Genomic DNA, 17,203 nt, shown 5'->3' with positions numbered 1-17,203 from the left:
GTTTTCCACAGGGGTGGACGGCCCCCCGCGCCCCCGGCACAGTGGAGCCATGCGGGGATGGTGGCGGGAGATCGCCGGGCTCGTGCTGCCGGTCGCCTGCGCAGGCTGCGGCTGCTCCCGGACGCGGCTGTGCGACACCTGCGGGCACGCGCTGTACGGGGGAGCGGCGGGCAGGGTCCGTCCGGTGCCGATGCCCGCCGGACTGCCCGACGTGCACGCCGCCGCCCCCTACACCGACGCCGTACGGGCCGTGCTCCTCGCCCACAAGGAGCGCGGCGCCATAGGACTGGCCCGACCCCTCGGGGCCGCCCTCGCCGCGGCCGTACAGGCGGCTGTGCGCCCGCACGGGGCCGTGCGGGGCGCGCCCCTGCTCCTGGTACCGGTGCCGTCCGCGCGGCCCGCCGTACGGGCGCGCGGCCACGACGCGGTACGGAGGGTCGCGGTGGCCGCGGCCGCCGAGCTGCGGCGGAGCGGGACGCCCGCGCGGGCCCTGCCCGTGCTGCGGCACCGGCGCCGGGTGGCCGACCAGGCGGGCCTCGGGGCCCGTGAGCGGCTGGCCAACATGACCGGCGCCCTGACTGTCGTGGCCGGGGCGGGCCCGGTCCTCGCGGGCGGCCGGATCGTCGTCGTGGACGACCTCATGACGACCGGGGCGTCACTGGTCGAGGCGAGCAGGGCACTGAGTGCCGCGTGCGCACCACCCGCCCCGGGGCTTACGGCCATGGCCGCCGCCGTGGTCGCCGCGCCGGCCGACGCGTTCGCGCCGCACCGCCCGGGAACCCGGGGTACCCCCGGAGGTCCGGGGTAATCGCCTCGCGGGGCCGTTCGGCCCCGTCTCCCGGGCGTCGGAACCGCCGAAGGGCCCTGCACGTTGCCAATAGTGAGAGCTGAAAAGCACCTGATCGGAGGTTTGTGCGGGGAGCGGGTGCCGATACACGTCCGGGCGAGCTATGTTCGGTTGTGAGGAATGGCACGAGCCGCACTTCACCGAATGCACCGTGCTGCCGCCCGGAAAGAGGAGCGGTCAGCCACATCGGAAATCGGTGGGGTGAGGATCTTGTCGACTGGGGAGGAGGAGGGCTAAGTCGCCAAGTCCAAGGCTCCGGTACTCACCGGGGCCTGGTGCAAAAGGGAGATGCTCGCCGGCTGTGAGCTGGTCGGAGCAATCCGGGAACGGAGTTCTGCGTGGACATCGTCGTCAAGGGCCGCAAGACCGAGGTGCCCGAGCGGTTCCGCAAGCACGTGGCCGAGAAGCTGAACCTGGAGAAGATCCAGAAGCTCGACGGCAAGGTGATCAGCCTCGACGTCGAGGTGTCCAAGGAACACAACCCGCGGCAGGCCGACCGGTCCGACCGCGTGGAGATCACCCTTCACTCCCGAGGCCCGGTGATCCGGGCGGAAGCGGCAGCAGGCGACCCGTACGCAGCGCTCGACCTCGCCACGAGCAAGCTCGAGGCGCGGCTGCGCAAGCAGCACGACAAGCGTCACACCCGTCGGGGCAGCGGCCGGATGTCGGCCGCCGAGGTGGCGGACGCCGTACCGGGCGTGGCCCGGCTGAACGGGACCGGTGTCGCCGTCGTCGAGGAAGCGACCGACACGATCCCGACCACCCGTATGGGTTCGCTCGAAGTCAGGGGCGAAGGCCCGCTGATCGTCCGCGAGAAGACCCACACGGCCGCCCCGATGACACTCGACCAGGCGCTCTACGAGATGGAGCTGGTCGGGCACGACTTCTATCTGTTCGTCGACTCCGAGACCAAGCAGCCGAGCGTCGTCTACCGGCGCCACGCCTACGACTACGGCGTCATTCATCTCGAGAACGACCCCCTGGCAGGCGGTGAGGGAGGCGGTGCCGGCGGTGCGCTCGGCGGCTGACGCCAGCTGACGGTCACTGATCTGGCTTGAAAGTGTGCCCCTGGAGCGCCGCGTGCGCCCCCAGGGGCACCACTGTGCGACCTGAGGATCACCGCTTCGTCGCCGGGGCATGAAATCATGGTGGCGCGCCCAACCGGTGCTCTCCTCATCGCGGTTGGCGCAGCGACCATGAACTTCAGGCCTTGGCCTTCAGGGGGAGGAACGATGGCGGACAGCTTCGGCCCGGTGCACCACACGGGCGGCTCCGACGCCCCGGTCGGCGCATTGGGCAGTGGAGAGGACGGCGACACCGGCAGGGGCGCGGGAGCGTCCCGGGACGAGCCCATTCGGGTGCTCGTGGTCGACGATCACGCCCTGTTCCGGAGGGGGCTGGAAATCGTCCTCGCGCAGGAGGAGGACATCCAGGTCGTGGGTGAGGCGGGCGACGGAGCGGAAGCCGTCGACAAGGCCGCCGATCTGCTGCCCGACATCGTTCTGATGGACGTCCGGATGCCCAAGCGCGGCGGTATCGAGGCCTGCACCTCCATCAAGGAGGTCGCCCCCAGCGCCAAGATCATCATGCTGACGATCAGCGACGAGGAGGCCGACCTCTACGACGCGATCAAGGCGGGCGCGACCGGCTATCTCCTCAAGGAGATCTCCACGGACGAGGTGGCCACCGCCATCCGGGCCGTCGCCGACGGCCAGTCGCAGATCAGCCCGTCGATGGCGTCGAAGCTGCTCACCGAGTTCAAGTCGATGATCCAGCGCACCGACGACCGCCGGCTCGTCCCCGCGCCCCGGCTCACCGACCGGGAGCTGGAGGTCCTCAAGCTGGTCGCCACCGGAATGAACAACCGGGACATCGCCAAGGAGTTGTTCATCTCCGAGAACACCGTGAAGAACCATGTGCGCAACATCCTGGAGAAGCTGCAGCTGCACTCCAGGATGGAGGCGGTGGTCTACGCGATGCGGGAGAAGATCCTCGAAATTCGCTGACCGGCGCTGACGGGCGCGCCTCGGCGCTCCCCGAGCGCGGTCCGGCGCCGACCGGCCCGTTCCGGCGCTGCGCGTGGCCACAGCCCCGGGTGGGGCGCCTTCTGCCGGGGGCGCCCCCGGCCTCGGGAGAGCGGCTCGGGGAGCGGAGGAGGCCAGGTCAGGCCAGGGCCGCCGCGAGGGCGGGTGCCAGCTCCGGGTGGTCGACGCGCTCGATCCGTACGCTGTCGCAGCCCACCCACTCGGCGGCCTCGCGCAGCGCCCGCGCCATGGGAGCGACGGCCTTGCCCCCGGCCAGCGACACCTGCTTCGCCACCAGCGTCTTCCCGTCCCGCGCGGGATCCACCCGGCCCAGCAGCCGCCCACCGGCGAGCAGCGGCATCGCGAAGTAGCCGTGGACCCGCTTCTGCTTGGGCACGTACGCCTCCAGCCGGTGCGTGAAGCCGAAGATCCGCTCCGTGCGCGCCCGCTCCCAGATCAGCGAGTCGAAGGGCGACAGCAGCGTCGTACGGTGACGGCCGCGCGGCTCGGTCGCCAGGGCCTCGGGGTCCGCCCAGGCGGGCTTCTCCCAGCCCTCCACCCGGACCGGCACGAGCCCCGAATCGGCGACCACCGCGTCGAACTGCTCGCCCTTGAGCCGGTGGTAGTCCGCTATGTCCGCCCGGGTGCCGACGCCCAGCGCCTGCCCGGCCAGCCGGACCAGCCGGCGCAGGCACTCGGTGTCGTCCAGCTCGTCGTGGAGGAGCGCGTCGGGAATGGCGCGCTCGGCCAGGTCGTACACGCGCTTCCAGCCGCGCCGCTCGGTGCAGACGACCTCGCCGTACATGAGCGCCCGCTCGACGGCGACCTTCGACGCGGACCAGTCCCACCACTCGCCGCCGTTCTTGGCGCCGCCCAGCTCCGTGGCGGTCAGCGGACCCTCGGCGCTCAGCTGCTTGATCACAGCGTCGTAGGCGCCGTCCGGAAGGTCGTGGTACCAGTGCGGACGGGCCCGGTAGGCACGGCGCCGGAACGCGAAGTGCGGCCACTCCTCGACCGGCAGGATGCAGGCCGCGTGCGACCAGTACTCGAACGCGTGCCCGTCGGTCCAGTACGCGGTGTCCACGGTCTTCCGGCCGACGGCGCCCAGCCGCGCGTACGGGATCAGCTCGTGCGAGCGGGCCAGCACCGAGATCGTGTCCAGCTGTACGGCGCCGAGGTGACGGAGGACACCCCGCACCCCGGCGCGTCTGTCCGGCGCCCCCAGGAACCCCTGGGCGCGCAGGGCGATACGGCGGGCCTCGTCGGCGGAGAGTTCGATGGCGGGACGCGGCGGGGTCGTCATGGTTCGCACGATAGCCGCGGCCACTGACAGCGGCCCTGCCCTGTGGACAACCGGCCGGCCCGGCCCCGCGCGCCCGCCGGCCCCGCGCGCCCCGACGGCTGCGGCCGACGGGGCGCACCTCGTGCCCCGACGTCTCCCTGGCGCTCAGCCGCGGGCCGGCAGATACACCTGGGCCCCCGGCAGCCCGAGGTCGGCGGGCAGCAGGGAGCCGAGCCAGCAGTCCCGGAGGGTCCCCCGGTACGGCAGCGCCGCGCGGAGGGTGCCCTCGATCGTGAAACCGGCCTTCTCCGCGACGATCCGCGAGGCGGTGTTGCCCACCTGGGCGCGCCATTCCAGCCGGGTGCAGCCGAGGTCGGTGAAGGCCCAGGCGGCCAGCGTGCGCACGACCTCCACCGCGTAGCCCCGGCCCCTGTGCTCGGCGACGGTGAAGAAACCGATCTCCCAGGTGCCCTCGCACGGGTGGTGCAGGCTGGTCGAGCCGAGCAGCGGGCCGCCGCCCCTCGGCCGCACGGAGAACGTGTACGAGGTGTCCGTACTCCAGCCGTCGGGCACGATGCGCCCCACGAAATCGTCGGCGTGCTCTCTCTCGTACGGATCCGCCACCGGTATCCAGCGCAGGATGTCCGGGTCCTGACAGGCCGCGCGAACCTCCTCCGCGTCGTCTGGAGTGAAGGTCCGCAGCAGCAGGCGTTCGGAGGTGAGGGTGACGGGTTCCATGACGGGATTCTGGTGCGCCCGGGTGCACGGAGCGAACACTTTTCGGGATGGGCGGCACCTTCCAAGGCCCCCGTGCGTTCTCCTTACGGGCGGTAGTCGCCTCTGCCCGGCGGTACCCCTCTGGCGGAGGACCTCCCGGCGCGGTGGTGTCCTCGCTTACGATGACCGTTGCGGTGGGGACCACCTGCCGTGCCCGTGCCAGTGTCCATGACAAGACCCAGTGCCAGGCCCGACCGGCAAGGAGACCAGCCTCAGTGTCCGTCTTCAACAAGCTCATGCGTGCAGGCGAAGGCAAGATCCTGCGCAAACTGCACCGCATCGCGGACCAGGTCAACTCCATCGAAGAGGACTTCGTCAACCTCTCCGACGCCGAGTTGCGGGCGCTCACCGAGGAGTACAAGCAGCGGTACCAGGACGGTGAGAGCCTCGACGACCTGCTCCCCGAGGCGTTCGCGACCGTCCGTGAGGCGGCCAAGCGCGTCCTCGGCCAGCGTCACTACGACGTCCAGCTGATGGGCGGCGCGGCGCTTCACCTCGGCTATGTCGCCGAGATGAAGACCGGTGAGGGCAAGACCCTCGTCGGCACGCTCCCGGCGTATCTGAACGCGCTGTCCGGCAAGGGCGTCCATCTGATCACGGTCAACGACTACCTGGCCGAGCGCGACTCCGAGATGATGGGCCGCGTCCACAAGTTCCTGGGTCTCACGGTGGGCTGCATCCTGGCCAACATGTCGCCTGCGCAGCGCCGCGAGCAGTACAACTGCGACATCACGTACGGCACGAACAACGAGTTCGGCTTCGACTACCTGCGCGACAACATGGCGTGGTCGAAGGACGAGCTCGTCCAGCGCGGCCACAACTTCGCCTGTGTCGACGAGGTCGACTCGATCCTCGTGGACGAGGCCCGTACCCCGCTGATCATCTCCGGCCCGGCCGACCAGGCGACGAAGTGGTACGGCGACTTCGCCAAGCTCGTCACCCGTCTCACCCGGGGCGAGGCCGGCAACCCGCTCAAGGGTCTCGAGGAGACCGGCGACTACGAGGTCGACGAGAAGAAGCGCACCGTCGCCATCCACGAGGCCGGCGTCGCGAAGGTCGAGGACTGGCTGGGCATCGACAACCTCTACGAGTCGGTGAACACCCCGCTCGTCGGGTACCTGAACAACGCGATCAAGGCCAAGGAACTCTTCAAGAAGGACAAGGACTACGTCGTCATCGACGGCGAAGTCATGATCGTCGACGAGCACACCGGCCGTATCCTCGCCGGCCGCCGCTACAACGAGGGCATGCACCAGGCGATCGAGGCGAAGGAGGGGGTGGACATCAAGGACGAGAACCAGACCCTCGCCACGATCACCCTGCAGAACTTCTTCCGCCTCTACGACAAGCTCTCCGGCATGACCGGTACGGCCATGACCGAGGCCGCCGAGTTCCACCAGATCTACAAGCTGGGCGTCGTCCCGATCCCCACGAACAGGCCGATGGTCCGCATGGACCAGTCGGACCTGATCTACCGCACCGAGGTCGCCAAGTTCGCCGCGGTCGTGGACGACATCGCCGAGAAGCACAAGAAGGGCCAGCCGATCCTCGTCGGTACGACGTCGGTCGAGAAGTCCGAGTACCTGTCCCAGCAGCTGTCCAAGCGCGGCGTCCCGCACGAGGTGCTCAACGCCAAGCACCACGAGCGTGAGGCGTCGATCGTCGCCCAGGCCGGACGCAAGGGCGCCGTCACGGTCGCCACGAACATGGCCGGCCGCGGTACCGACATCAAGCTCGGCGGCAACCCCGACGACCTGGCCGAGGCGGAGCTGCGCCAGCGCGGCCTGGACCCGGTCGAGCACGTCGAGGAGTGGGCCGCGGCCCTGCCCGCCGCGCTGGAGAAGGCGGAACTCGCGGTCAAGGCGGAGTTCGAAGAGGTCAAGGAGCTCGGCGGGCTGTACGTGCTCGGCACGGAGCGGCACGAGTCGCGCCGTATCGACAACCAGCTGCGCGGTCGTTCCGGCCGTCAGGGCGACCCGGGCGAGTCCCGGTTCTACCTGTCCCTCGGTGACGACCTGATGCGTCTGTTCAAGGCGCAGATGGTCGAGCGGGTCATGGCGATGGCCAACGTCCCGGACGACGTGCCGATCGAGAACAAGATGGTCACGCGCGCGATCGCGTCCGCGCAGTCGCAGGTCGAGCAGCAGAACTTCGAGACGCGTAAGAACGTCCTGAAGTACGACGAGGTGCTCAACCGCCAGCGCGAGGTCATCTACGGCGAGCGTCGCCGCGTCCTGGAGGGCGAGGACCTGCACGAGCAGATCCGCCACTTCATGGACGACACGATCGACGCCTACATCCAGGCCGAGACCGTCGAGGGCTTCGCCGAGGAGTGGGACCTGGACCGGCTCTGGAGCGCCTTCAAGCAGCTCTACCCGGTGAAGGTCACCGTCGAGGAGCTGGAGGAGGCGGCCGGGGACCGCGCGGGCATCACCGCCGAGTTCATCGCCGAGTCCGTCAAGGACGACATCCACGAGCAGTACGACGCGCGGGAGAAGCAGCTCGGCTCCGACATCATGCGCGAGCTGGAGCGGCGGGTCGTCCTCTCCGTGCTGGACCGCAAGTGGCGCGAGCACCTCTACGAGATGGACTACCTCCAGGAGGGCATCGGCCTGCGCGCGATGGCGCAGAAGGACCCGCTGGTCGAGTACCAGCGCGAGGGCTTCGACATGTTCACCGCGATGATGGAGGGCATCAAGGAGGAGTCCGTCGGCTACCTGTTCAACCTGGAGGTCCAGGTCGAGCAGCAGGTCGAGGAGGTCCCGGTGCAGGACGCGGCCGAGAAGACCTCGCTGGCCAAGGAGGAGGCCGTGCCGGCGGGCGCGGGCCGTCCGGAGATCCGCGCCAAGGGTCTGGACGCTCCGCAGCGGCCGAACCGGCTGCACTTCTCCGCGCCGACCGTCGACGGTGAGGGCGGTGTCGTGGAGGGCGACTTCGACAACGGTCAGCCCCGGTCGGAGACCGACGGCATGACCCGCGCGGAGCGCCGCAAGGCGCAGAAGGGCGGCCGTCGCCGGAAGAAGTGACGGCGCGACCGACAGGTTCGCGAGCGGGGCCGGGCACACGCGAGAGCGGTGAGCCCGGCCCCGCCCCCGTTCGCGGCGCCGCCGCCACGCGCGCCCGCGGGGAGGGACGGCGCCCGCGGGGAGGGACGGCGCCTGCGGGGAGGGGCGGCGCCTGCGGGGAGGGGCGACGGCTGCCGTCACGTGCGGCGCCGGTCGCCCCGTGCGGCGCCCGGCTTCGGGTGCGGCGCCGGTCGCCCCGTGCGGCGCCCGGCTTCGGGTGCGGCATCCCCCGGCCCCGTAGGCCGCCCTTCGCCCCGCGCGGCGACCCGCTTAGGGTGCGGCACCCCCCCCGTAAGGCCGCTGCCCGTCCCGTACGGCACCCGCTGTCAGGGGGGCGGCCGTCGCGCCGAGCGGCGCAGGGCTGCGAGTCCGGGCACCCCGGCACCGCGCGGCGACCCGCTTAGGGTGCGGCACCCCCCGTAAGGCCGCTGTCCGCCCCCTACGGCACCCGCTGTCAGGTGCCGCGTCCGTCGCGCCGAGCGCGCCCGGCTGCGAGTGCGGGCCCCCCTGGCACGTACGGTGCGGCCACCCCTGCACCGTGCGGCGCCCGGCTTCAGGCGTGGCCCCGCTGTCAGGTGTGCCGGGCGGCGGTGTGGCCGGTGCCCAGCTCCACGGCCGCGCAGCGCCACTTCCGGTCCTCACCGAGCTCCAGCCGGAACGCCATGGCGCGGATGTGCCCGCCCGCGACGACGCTCGCGTACGCCTCCACGACCCCCGGACGCAGCGGCGAGCCCGCGCACCGGCGCACGACCGGTCGCACACCCCGGCCGCCAGGGCCGTCCACCGGGCGCAGGGGATTCGCGGGCGCGAGGCGGACCAACTGCTCGTACGCCTCGCCGATGGTCTGCCCCAGCATCCAGTGGACGGGGCGCTCCCCGCTCAACACGGCGAGCAGCCGCTCGGCGAAGACGGCGTGCGGCGGCAGCGGGCGCGGCCTCGGGGCCCGTGGACGTGACAGGGCTCCGCGTCCCGGCCCGCGCGGATCCCGCCGTACGTCTCGCTGTACGTCCCGCCGCCGTGCGGGAGCGGCCGAGGCGGGAGCGGCCGAGGCGGAGGCGGCGGGGGCCGGTTCGGGAGCCGGGGCCGCTGCGGTCGTACCCGTTCCGGCTGCGCCCGCCGCGTCAGCCGCGGGGGTGGCTGCCGCGTGGGTGCCGGCGGGGCCGGTCGCGCGGCGGGGCTCGGGAACCCGGTCGGGGCGTGGCGGAGCCGGAGCGGCCGGTGTCGGCAGGCCGTGCGTTCCGGGGCGGGACGCGCCCTGTGCGGGGCGTACGGCGGCGGCACGGTGCTGGGCGCCACGGGCGGTGGCCCCGGCGCTCCCGGCGCCACCGGCGGCCGGCGGCGCGGGCACGGGTGCGGGTGCGGCGGCGGTCTCGGCGGACGTGCCGCCCGTGACCCGCTGGGTGGTCTCCGTCGTGGTCATGTGTCTGCCCCCGTTGGTCGGGCCCGGGTACCGGGCGGTAACTTCTGGGCTCCTTCTACGGGGCGCCGTGCGGCCGTCGCAACGCCCGCCCCGGCCTTTCCGGAGCCCCGGGGCGATCACCCATCAGGGTGGCGACCCGGCTCAGACGCCGGGCGACCCGGCGGGCGCGCGCGGTGGCGGCTGGACGCTGTGCGGGGCCTCCGGGCGACCCCGAAGGGGGACCTCCCACGTATCCTGAGGGCGTCTTCCGACTACGAAAGCGGCCTGTCATGCGCGTGTACGTCCCCACGACCATCCCCGGTCTCGCACAGGCGCACAGGGCCGGCGAGCTGGGCCCCGGCCCGCTGACCGCGTACGCCGTCACGCCCGGGCTGCGCGAGTGGTACGTCTCGGACGACATCGAGGAGCTGGAGTACGCGGCGCTGAGCCGGGCCGCGTCTGCCTCCCTGCGGCTGCTGGCGGGCGACCCGGGCGCGCAGCGGCGCAGGGTCGTCGTCGCCGTCGACGTACCGGACGGAGCCGCGGCGGCCGACCCCGACGGCGGCCTCGACCCCTCGTCGGTGGGCGAGGTGCGGATCGCGGCGCCGGTCCCGCTGGCCAAGGCGGCGGCCGTGCACGCCGACGCCGAGGACGCCGAGGGCGATGTGTCGGCGGCGGCGGACGCGCTGGGCGCGGCGGACATGGGCGACGACGACGCGCAGTTCACCGTGGACGGGGCGGAGGACCACGAACTGCTGTGGTTCGGCGTGCAGGAGATCCCCAACCTCATCGGCTGAGCGGTGACCGGGCGGCCGGGCAGCCGGGCCGGCTGAGCCGTGTCCGACCGGGCGGCGGCCGAGCGGGTTCGCTGTCACAGCCTGCCGGTACCGTTTTCAGCATGGGGAAGCGCATGGGTAAGCACGGCACGCATCTGGTCTGGGACTGGAACGGCACCCTGCTCGACGACATCGACGCGGTCATCGGCGCGACGAACGCCGCGTTCGAGGAGATAGGCCTGGAGCCGATCACGCTCGCGCGGTACCGCGAGCTGTACTGCGTGCCGGTTCCGCTGTTCTACCAGCGGCTGATGGGTCGGCTGCCCACGGACGCGGAGTGGGCCGTCATGGACGGCGCCTTCCACCGGCACTACTGGGCGCGGGCCGACGCCTGCGGGCTCACCGACGGCGCGGCGGAGCTGCTCGCGGCGAGCGCGGCGGTGGGGCGTACGCAGTCGTTGCTGTCGCTGGCCCCGCACGAGCGGCTGATACCGATCGTCCGGCGGCACGGCATCGAGGAGCGGTTCGTCCGGGTGGACGGGCGGATCGGCGAGTCGACGGCGGGCAAGGCCGAGCACATGGTGCGGCATCTGCTGGCGCTGGAAGGCGTGGCCGCGGAGCGCGTCGTGGTGATCGGTGACGCCGCGGACGACGCGGTGGCGGCAACGCACGTGGGCGCGAAGGCGGTGTTGTACACGGGCGGCTCGCACAGCCGCGCGAGCCTGGAATCGGTGGGCGTGCCTGTCGTGGACAGCCTCCAGGAGGCCGTCGCCGTGGCGGAGGACCTCATCGCCTGACCTGGCCTCCATCCCGACCCCCGGCCATCCCGACCCCCGGCCATCCCGACCCCCGGCCATCCCGGCCCCCGGCCTCCGTCCCCGCCCCCGGCACTCATCCCGGCCCCCGGCTTCCATCCCGGCCCTGCCGTCCGCCCCGGCCCCCGGCCCCCGGCGCCCGACCCCGTTCCCCGCCGTCGTCCCGCCCCGTGGCCCCGCGCGCGGCGGAGCCACGGGCAAGGAGCGGCAGGGCGCCGCGTCACCGGCACCGCGGCGCCCCTCGTGGCGTCAGGTCGCCGGCGACTTCGCGCGGAGGACCCGGAGGAACTCCCGCATCCACGCCGGATGGTCCGGCCAGGCGCGGGACGAGACCAGCGTCCCGTCGACCACGGCCTCCGTGTCCTGGAACGTGGCGCCCGCCGCCTGCATGTCGAGTTCCAGCGCCGGGTACGCCGTCACCCGGCGCCCCTCCAGGCCGTCGACGGCGGCCGTCAGCAGCGGGCCGTGGCAGATCTGCGCCACCGGCTTGTCGGCGTCGAAGAAGGACTTCAGGATCTTGCGCAGCTCCGGGTCGTTGCGCAGGTACTCCGGCGCCCGGCCGCCCGGGACGACCACCGCCGCGTACTGGCCCGGGTCGACCTCCGAGAAGGCGAGATCGGCGGGGAAGGTGTAGCCGGGCTTCTCGGTGTACGTGTCGTAGCCCGGTTCGAAGTCATGGACGACGAACCGCAGGGTCTTGCGGGCGGGGGCGGCGATGTGGACCTCGTACCCCTCCTCCAGGAGTCGCTGGTACGGGTACAGGACTTCGAGGGATTCCGCGGCGTCGCCGGTGACGATGAGGATCTTCGTTGCCATGAGTGTCGCTGCCTCCGAGGGGAGCTGTTGGCCGAGAGCACACCTGTCGCTGTCCAGAGTGTCAAACTTCGGGCCCGTCTTTTGTACACATACGGCTCATGACGGCCGAGGGGTGAGGAGCGATAGCCTGGACCCGTGATCAGCGCGATATGCCGTGGGGGCAGCGAAGCCCCCGGCCAGCGCCCGGCGCGCGACAGTGACGCCCGGGCGACCGTTGATCTTCCCTGTCCGGCCGCCCTCCCGCCGCTCGCGTCGAGATTGGCCGATAACGGCCCGGACATCTCTCATCCCGGCATAGCGTCGCCCCAGACCGGATACCCCGGGTCATGGCGTTGTGTCACACCCTTCACCTACGTCACGCAACGGCGCGCGACAGGAGCCAGAGGACATGCAGACCAAGCTGGACGAAGCCAAGGCCGAGCTGCTCGAACGGGCCGCCCGGGTAGCTGAGAACGAGAGCGGGGACCGGCCCGACCCGGACACCGTGCTCGAGTACCTCCAGCGCTACTACCTGCACACGGCTCCGGAGGACCTGGCCGACCGGGACCCGGTCGACATCTACGGCGCGGCTCTGTCCCACTACAGGTTGGCCGAAAACCGCCCGCAGGGAACGGCGAACGTCCGGGTCCACACGCCCACGGTCGAGGAGAACGGCTGGACGTGCAGCCACTCCGTCGTGGAGGTCGTCACCGACGACATGCCGTTCCTGGTGGACTCCGTCACCAACGGGCTGTCCCGGCAGAACCGCGGCATCCATGTCGTCATCCACCCTCAGGTCGCCGTCCGCCGTGATGTCACCGGCAGGCTGATCGAGGTCATCGGCGCCGATGTCGCCCGGGGCGACCGGCCGCACGACGCCCTGGTGGAGTCCTGGATCCATGTCGAGATCGACCGCGAGACCGACCGCGCCGACCTGAAGCAGATCACCGCCGATCTGCTGCGCGTGCTGTCCGACGTCCGCGAGGCGGTCGAGGACTGGGAGAAGATGCGCGACGCGGCGCTGCGGATCGCCGAGGAGCTGCCCGGCGAGCCCATCGCCGACGACCTGCGCGACACGGAGGTCGAGGAGGCCCGCGAGCTGCTGCGCTGGCTCGCCGACGACCACTTCACCTTCCTCGGCTTCCGTGAGTACAACCTGGTCGACGGGGACGCGCTGGCCGCCGTGCCCGGCACCGGCCTGGGCATCCTCCGCTCCGACCCGCACCACAGCGGCGACGACGCGCACGGCCACCCCGTGTCGCCGTCCTTCAACCGGCTGCCCGCCGACGCCCGCGCCAAGGCCCGCGAGCACAAGCTGCTCGTCCTCACCAAGGCCAACAGCCGCGCCACCGTCCACCGGCCGTCCTACCTCGACTACATCGGCGTCAAGAAGTTCGACGTCGACGGCAACGTCGTCGGCGAGCGGCGCTTCCTCGGCCTGTTCTCGTCGGCCGCGTACACCGAGTCGGTGCGCCGCGTGCCGGTCATCCGCCGCAAGGTCGCCGAGGTCCTCGACGGCGCCGGTTTCTCGCCCAACTCGCACGACGGGCGCGACCTGCTCCAGATCCTGGAGACGTACCCGCGCGACGAGCTCTTCCAGACGCCCGTCGACGAGCTGCGCTCCATCGTCACCAGCGTGCTGTACCTCCAGGAGCGCCGCCGGCTGCGGCTCTACCTGCGTCAGGACGAGTACGGGCGCTACTACTCCGCTCTCGTCTACCTGCCGCGCGACCGGTTCAACACCACGGTCCGCGAGCGCCTGACGGACATCCTCAAGGAGGAGCTCGGCGGTACCAGCGTCGACTTCACCGCCTGGAACACCGAGTCGGTCCTGTCCAGGCTCCACTTCGTCGTCCGTGTCCCGCAGGGCACCACGATCACCCCGCTGACCGAGGCCGACATCGAGCGGATCGAGGGCCGGCTGGTCGAGGCCGCCCGCTCGTGGGCCGACGGCTTCGCCGAGGCGCTCAACGCCGAGACGGGCGAGGAGCGCGCGGCCGACCTGCTGCGCCGCTACGGGAACGCCTTCCCCGAGGGCTACAAGGCCGACCATTCGCCGCGCTCCGCCGTCGCCGACGTCGTCCAGGTGGAGCAGCTCACCAAGGGCGGCGCCGAGGACTTCGCGCTGTCCCTGTACGAGCCGGTCGGCGCCGCACCCGGCGAGCGGCGCTTCAAGATCTACAAGACGGGCCCGCAGGTCTCGCTCTCCGCCGTCCTGCCGGTCCTCAACCGGCTCGGCGTCGAGGTCGTCGACGAGCGCCCGTACGAACTGCGCTGCGCCGACCGCTCGCACGCCTGGATCTACGACTTCGGCCTGCGGATGCCCGCCGTGACCGGCAACGGCGGAAGCGGCTACCTCGCCGAGGACGCCCGCGAGCGGTTCCAGGAGGCGTTCGCCGCGTCCTGGACCGGCGAGGCCGAGAACGACGGCTTCAACGCGCTGGTCCTCAGCGCCGGACTGACCTGGCGGCAGGCGATGGTGCTGCGCGCCTACGCCAAGTACCTGCGCCAGGCCGGGTCCACGTTCAGCCAGGACTACATGGAGGACACCCTCCGCAACAACGTCCACACCACCCGGCTGCTGGTCTCGCTGTTCGAGGCGCGGATGTCGCCGGAGCGGCAGCGGGCCGGCACGGAGCTGACCGACGGGCTGCTGGAGGAGCTGGACGGCGCCCTCGACCAGGTCGCCAGCCTCGACGAGGACCGGATCCTGCGCTCCTTCCTCACCGTCATCAAGGCGACGCTGCGCACCAACTTCTTCCAGAGCGAGAGCGAGGCCGGCGACACCGGGGGCCGGGTGGCCGGCGGCACCGGCAGGCCGCACGGCTACGTGTCGATGAAGTTCGACCCGCAGGCCATCCCGGACCTGCCGGCGCCGCGCCCGGCGTACGAGATCTGGGTGTACTCCCCGCGTGTCGAGGGCGTCCACCTGCGTTTCGGCAAGGTCGCCCGAGGGGGCCTGCGCTGGTCCGACCGGCGCGAGGACTTCCGTACCGAGATCCTCGGCCTGGTCAAGGCGCAGATGGTGAAGAACACCGTCATCGTGCCGGTCGGCGCGAAGGGCGGCTTCGTCGCCAAGCAGCTCCCGGACCCGGCCGTGGACCGTGACGCCTGGCTCGCCGAGGGCATCGCCAGCTACCGGACGTTCATCTCGGCGCTGCTCGACATCACCGACAACCTGGTCGCGGGCGAGGTCGTGCCGCCCGCCGGGGTCGTCCGCCACGACGGCGACGACACGTACCTCGTCGTCGCCGCGGACAAGGGCACCGCGACGTTCTCCGACATCGCCAACGAGGTCGCCGTCGAGTACGGCTTCTGGCTCGGCGACGCCTTCGCGTCCGGTGGCTCCGCCGGCTACGACCACAAGGGCATGGGCATCACGGCCCGCGGCGCCTGGGAGTCCGTGAAGCGGCACTTCCGCGAGCTCGGCCACGACACCCAGACCCAGGACTTCACGGTCGTCGGCGTCGGCGACATGTCCGGTGACGTGTTCGGCAACGGCATGCTGCTCAGCGAGCACATCCGGCTCGTCGCGGCCTTCGACCACCGGCACATCTTCATCGACCCGGACCCGGACAGCGCCGTCTCGTACGCCGAGCGCCGCCGCCTGTTCGAGCTGCCGCGCAGCTCCTGGGCCGACTACGACACGGAGCTGCTGTCCGCGGGCGGCGGCGTCCACCCCCGTACGGCCAAGTCCATCCCGGTCAACGCGCACGTGCGCGCCGCCCTCGGCATCGAGGCGGGCGTCACCAAGCTGACCCCCGCCGAGCTGATGAAGGCGATCCTGCAGGCGCCGGTCGACCTGCTGTGGAACGGCGGCATCGGCACGTACGTCAAGGCCGCCACGGAGTCGCACGGCGATGTCGGCGACAAGGCCAACGACGCCATCCGCGTCAACGGCGAGGACCTGCGCGTCAAGGTCGTCGGCGAGGGCGGCAACCTCGGTCTGACCCAGCTCGGCCGGATCGAGTTCGCCCGCAAGGGCGGCCCCGACGGCACGGGCGGCAGGATCAACACCGACGCCATCGACAACAGCGCGGGCGTGGACACCTCCGACCACGAGGTGAACATCAAGATCCTGCTCAACGGTCTCGTCGTGGACGGCGACATGACCGTCAAGCAGCGCAACAGGATCCTCGCCGAGATGACCGACGAGGTCGGCTCGCTGGTGCTGCGCAACAACTACGCCCAGAACGTGGCGCTCGCCAACGCGGTCACGCAGTCCCCGTCGCTGCTCCACGCCCACCAGCGCTTCATGCGCCGCCTGGGCCGTGACGGGGCCCTGGACCGCTCGCTGGAGTTCCTGCCCAACGACCGCCAGATCCGTGAACTCCTCAACGGCGGCAAGGGGCTCAGCCAGCCCGAGCTGGCCGTGCTGCTCGCCTACACCAAGATCACGGTGGCGGAGGAGCTGATCGGTACGGATCTGCCCGACGACCCGTACCTGCGCAGCCTGCTGCACGCGTACTTCCCGTCGAAGCTGCGCGAGGAGTTCCCCGAGCACATCGACACGCACGCGCTGCGCCGCGAGATCATCACGACGATCCTGGTCAACGACACCGTCAACACCGGCGGCTCCACGTTCCTGCACCGGCTGCGCGAGGAGACCGGCGCGTCCATCGAGGAGATCGTCAGGGCGCAGACCGCCGCCCGCGCGATCTTCGGGCTGAGCGCGGTCTGGGACGCCGTGGAGGCCCTCGACAACCGGGTCGCGGCGGACACGCAGACCCGGATCCGGCTCCACTCGCGGCGCCTGGTCGAGCGCGGCACGCGCTGGCTGCTGAACAACCGGCCGCAGCCGCTCCAGCTCGCCGAGACCATCGACTTCTTCGCCGAGCGCGTGGAAGACGTCTGGAACGAGCTGCCGAAGATGCTGCGCGGCGCCGACCTGGACTGGTACGAGTCGCTGGTGGAGGAGCTCACCGGGGCGGGCGTCCCGGACGAGCTGGCGCTGCGGGTCGCCGGGTTCTCCTCGGCCTTCCCGACGCTCGACATCGTCGCGATCGCGGACCGCACCGGCAAGGGCTCGCTGTCCGTCGCCGAGGTCTACTACGACCTGGCCGACCGGCTGCGGATCACCCAGTTGATGGACCGGATCATCGAGCTGCCGCGGGCCGACCGCTGGCAGTCCATGGCCCGCGCCTCCATCCGCGAGGACCTGTACGCCGCGCACGCCGCGCTCACCTCGGACGTGCTGTCCGTGGGCAACGGCGCCTCCACGCCGCAGGAGCGGTTCCAGGACTGGGAGCGCAAGAACGCGTCGCTGCTGTCGCGGGCGCGCACGACGCTGGAGGAGATCCAGAGCTCGGACGCGTTCGACCTGGCGAACCTGTCGGTCGCGATGCGGACGATGCGGACGCTGCTGCGTACGCACACGTGAGCGCGGCCACGGAGTTCCGTACGTGAGTGAAGGGGGCGCCCGC

Annotated in this window: 11 protein-coding genes; 7 read left to right on the top strand and 4 right to left on the bottom strand. The window is 71.7% G+C overall.

Annotated features, from left to right (window positions below):
• Positions 1 to 49 precede the first annotated feature (49 nt).
• The 3 genes from ACGF5U_RS05740 (at position 50) to ACGF5U_RS05730 (ending at position 2,853) form a co-directional block, all read left to right on the top strand.
• Positions 50 to 808 (top strand): ComF family protein, encoded by a 759-nt coding sequence (locus ACGF5U_RS05740; protein WP_392713178.1) that lies wholly within the window; start codon positions 50 to 52, stop codon positions 806 to 808.
• 377 nt (positions 809 to 1,185) lie between these two features.
• A complete protein-coding gene (hpf, locus tag ACGF5U_RS05735; protein WP_392713175.1) occupies positions 1,186 to 1,875 on the top strand; it encodes a ribosome hibernation-promoting factor, HPF/YfiA family in 690 nt (229 codons plus the stop codon).
• A 204-nt stretch (positions 1,876 to 2,079) separates the two neighbouring features.
• Complete coding sequence (locus ACGF5U_RS05730) at positions 2,080 to 2,853, top strand: response regulator (RefSeq protein ID WP_392713174.1); 774 nt, start codon at positions 2,080 to 2,082, stop codon at positions 2,851 to 2,853.
• A gap of 157 nt (positions 2,854 to 3,010) precedes the next feature.
• Here ACGF5U_RS05730 and ACGF5U_RS05725 read toward each other — a convergent pair whose 3' ends face one another.
• Positions 3,011 to 4,174: a winged helix-turn-helix domain-containing protein gene (locus tag ACGF5U_RS05725; protein ID WP_392713172.1), complete on the bottom strand. Its 1,164-nt coding sequence runs from the start codon at positions 4,172 to 4,174 to the stop codon at positions 3,011 to 3,013.
• Positions 4,175 to 4,318: 144 nt separating this feature from the next.
• A complete protein-coding gene (locus ACGF5U_RS05720) occupies positions 4,319 to 4,891 on the bottom strand; it encodes a GNAT family N-acetyltransferase (RefSeq protein WP_392713170.1) in 573 nt (190 codons plus the stop codon).
• A 254-nt stretch (positions 4,892 to 5,145) separates the two neighbouring features.
• On the opposite strand from ACGF5U_RS05720, the gene secA reads away from it, so the two are divergent.
• The gene (secA, locus tag ACGF5U_RS05715; RefSeq protein WP_392713168.1) at positions 5,146 to 7,956 is read left to right on the top strand and encodes a preprotein translocase subunit SecA; all 2,811 of its coding nucleotides are present in this window, start codon (positions 5,146 to 5,148) and stop codon (positions 7,954 to 7,956) included.
• 610 nt (positions 7,957 to 8,566) lie between these two features.
• On the opposite strand, the gene ACGF5U_RS05710 is transcribed toward secA, so the two are convergent.
• Positions 8,567 to 9,415, bottom strand: a complete 849-nt coding sequence (locus ACGF5U_RS05710; RefSeq protein WP_392713167.1) for an Rv3235 family protein — start codon at positions 9,413 to 9,415, stop codon at positions 8,567 to 8,569.
• A 269-nt stretch (positions 9,416 to 9,684) separates the two neighbouring features.
• Here ACGF5U_RS05710 and ACGF5U_RS05705 point away from each other — a divergent pair, with 269 nt between their 5' ends.
• Together ACGF5U_RS05705 and ACGF5U_RS05700 are read left to right on the top strand one after the other, a co-directional pair.
• Positions 9,685 to 10,191 (top strand): DUF6912 family protein, encoded by a 507-nt coding sequence (locus ACGF5U_RS05705; RefSeq protein WP_392713166.1) that lies wholly within the window; start codon positions 9,685 to 9,687, stop codon positions 10,189 to 10,191.
• Between the two features lie 113 nt (positions 10,192 to 10,304).
• Positions 10,305 to 10,967, top strand: a complete 663-nt coding sequence (locus ACGF5U_RS05700; RefSeq protein WP_392713221.1) for an HAD family hydrolase — start codon at positions 10,305 to 10,307, stop codon at positions 10,965 to 10,967.
• 267 nt (positions 10,968 to 11,234) lie between these two features.
• Here ACGF5U_RS05700 and ACGF5U_RS05695 read toward each other — a convergent pair whose 3' ends face one another.
• The gene (locus ACGF5U_RS05695; RefSeq protein ID WP_392713165.1) at positions 11,235 to 11,801 is read right to left on the bottom strand and encodes a DJ-1/PfpI family protein; all 567 of its coding nucleotides are present in this window, start codon (positions 11,799 to 11,801) and stop codon (positions 11,235 to 11,237) included.
• A 388-nt stretch (positions 11,802 to 12,189) separates the two neighbouring features.
• On the opposite strand from ACGF5U_RS05695, the gene ACGF5U_RS05690 reads away from it, so the two are divergent.
• Entirely contained in the window at positions 12,190 to 17,160 is a 4,971-nt protein-coding gene (locus ACGF5U_RS05690) for an NAD-glutamate dehydrogenase (RefSeq protein ID WP_392713163.1), read from the top strand.
• Positions 17,161 to 17,203 lie beyond the last annotated feature (43 nt).

The sequence above is a fragment of the Streptomyces sp. NPDC047886 genome, assembly GCF_043204435.1.
Taxonomy (GTDB): Bacteria; Actinomycetota; Actinomycetes; order Streptomycetales; family Streptomycetaceae; genus Streptomyces.
The sequence above is the reverse complement of the archived record's forward strand: the minus strand, read 5'-3'. Positions and strand labels throughout refer to the sequence as shown.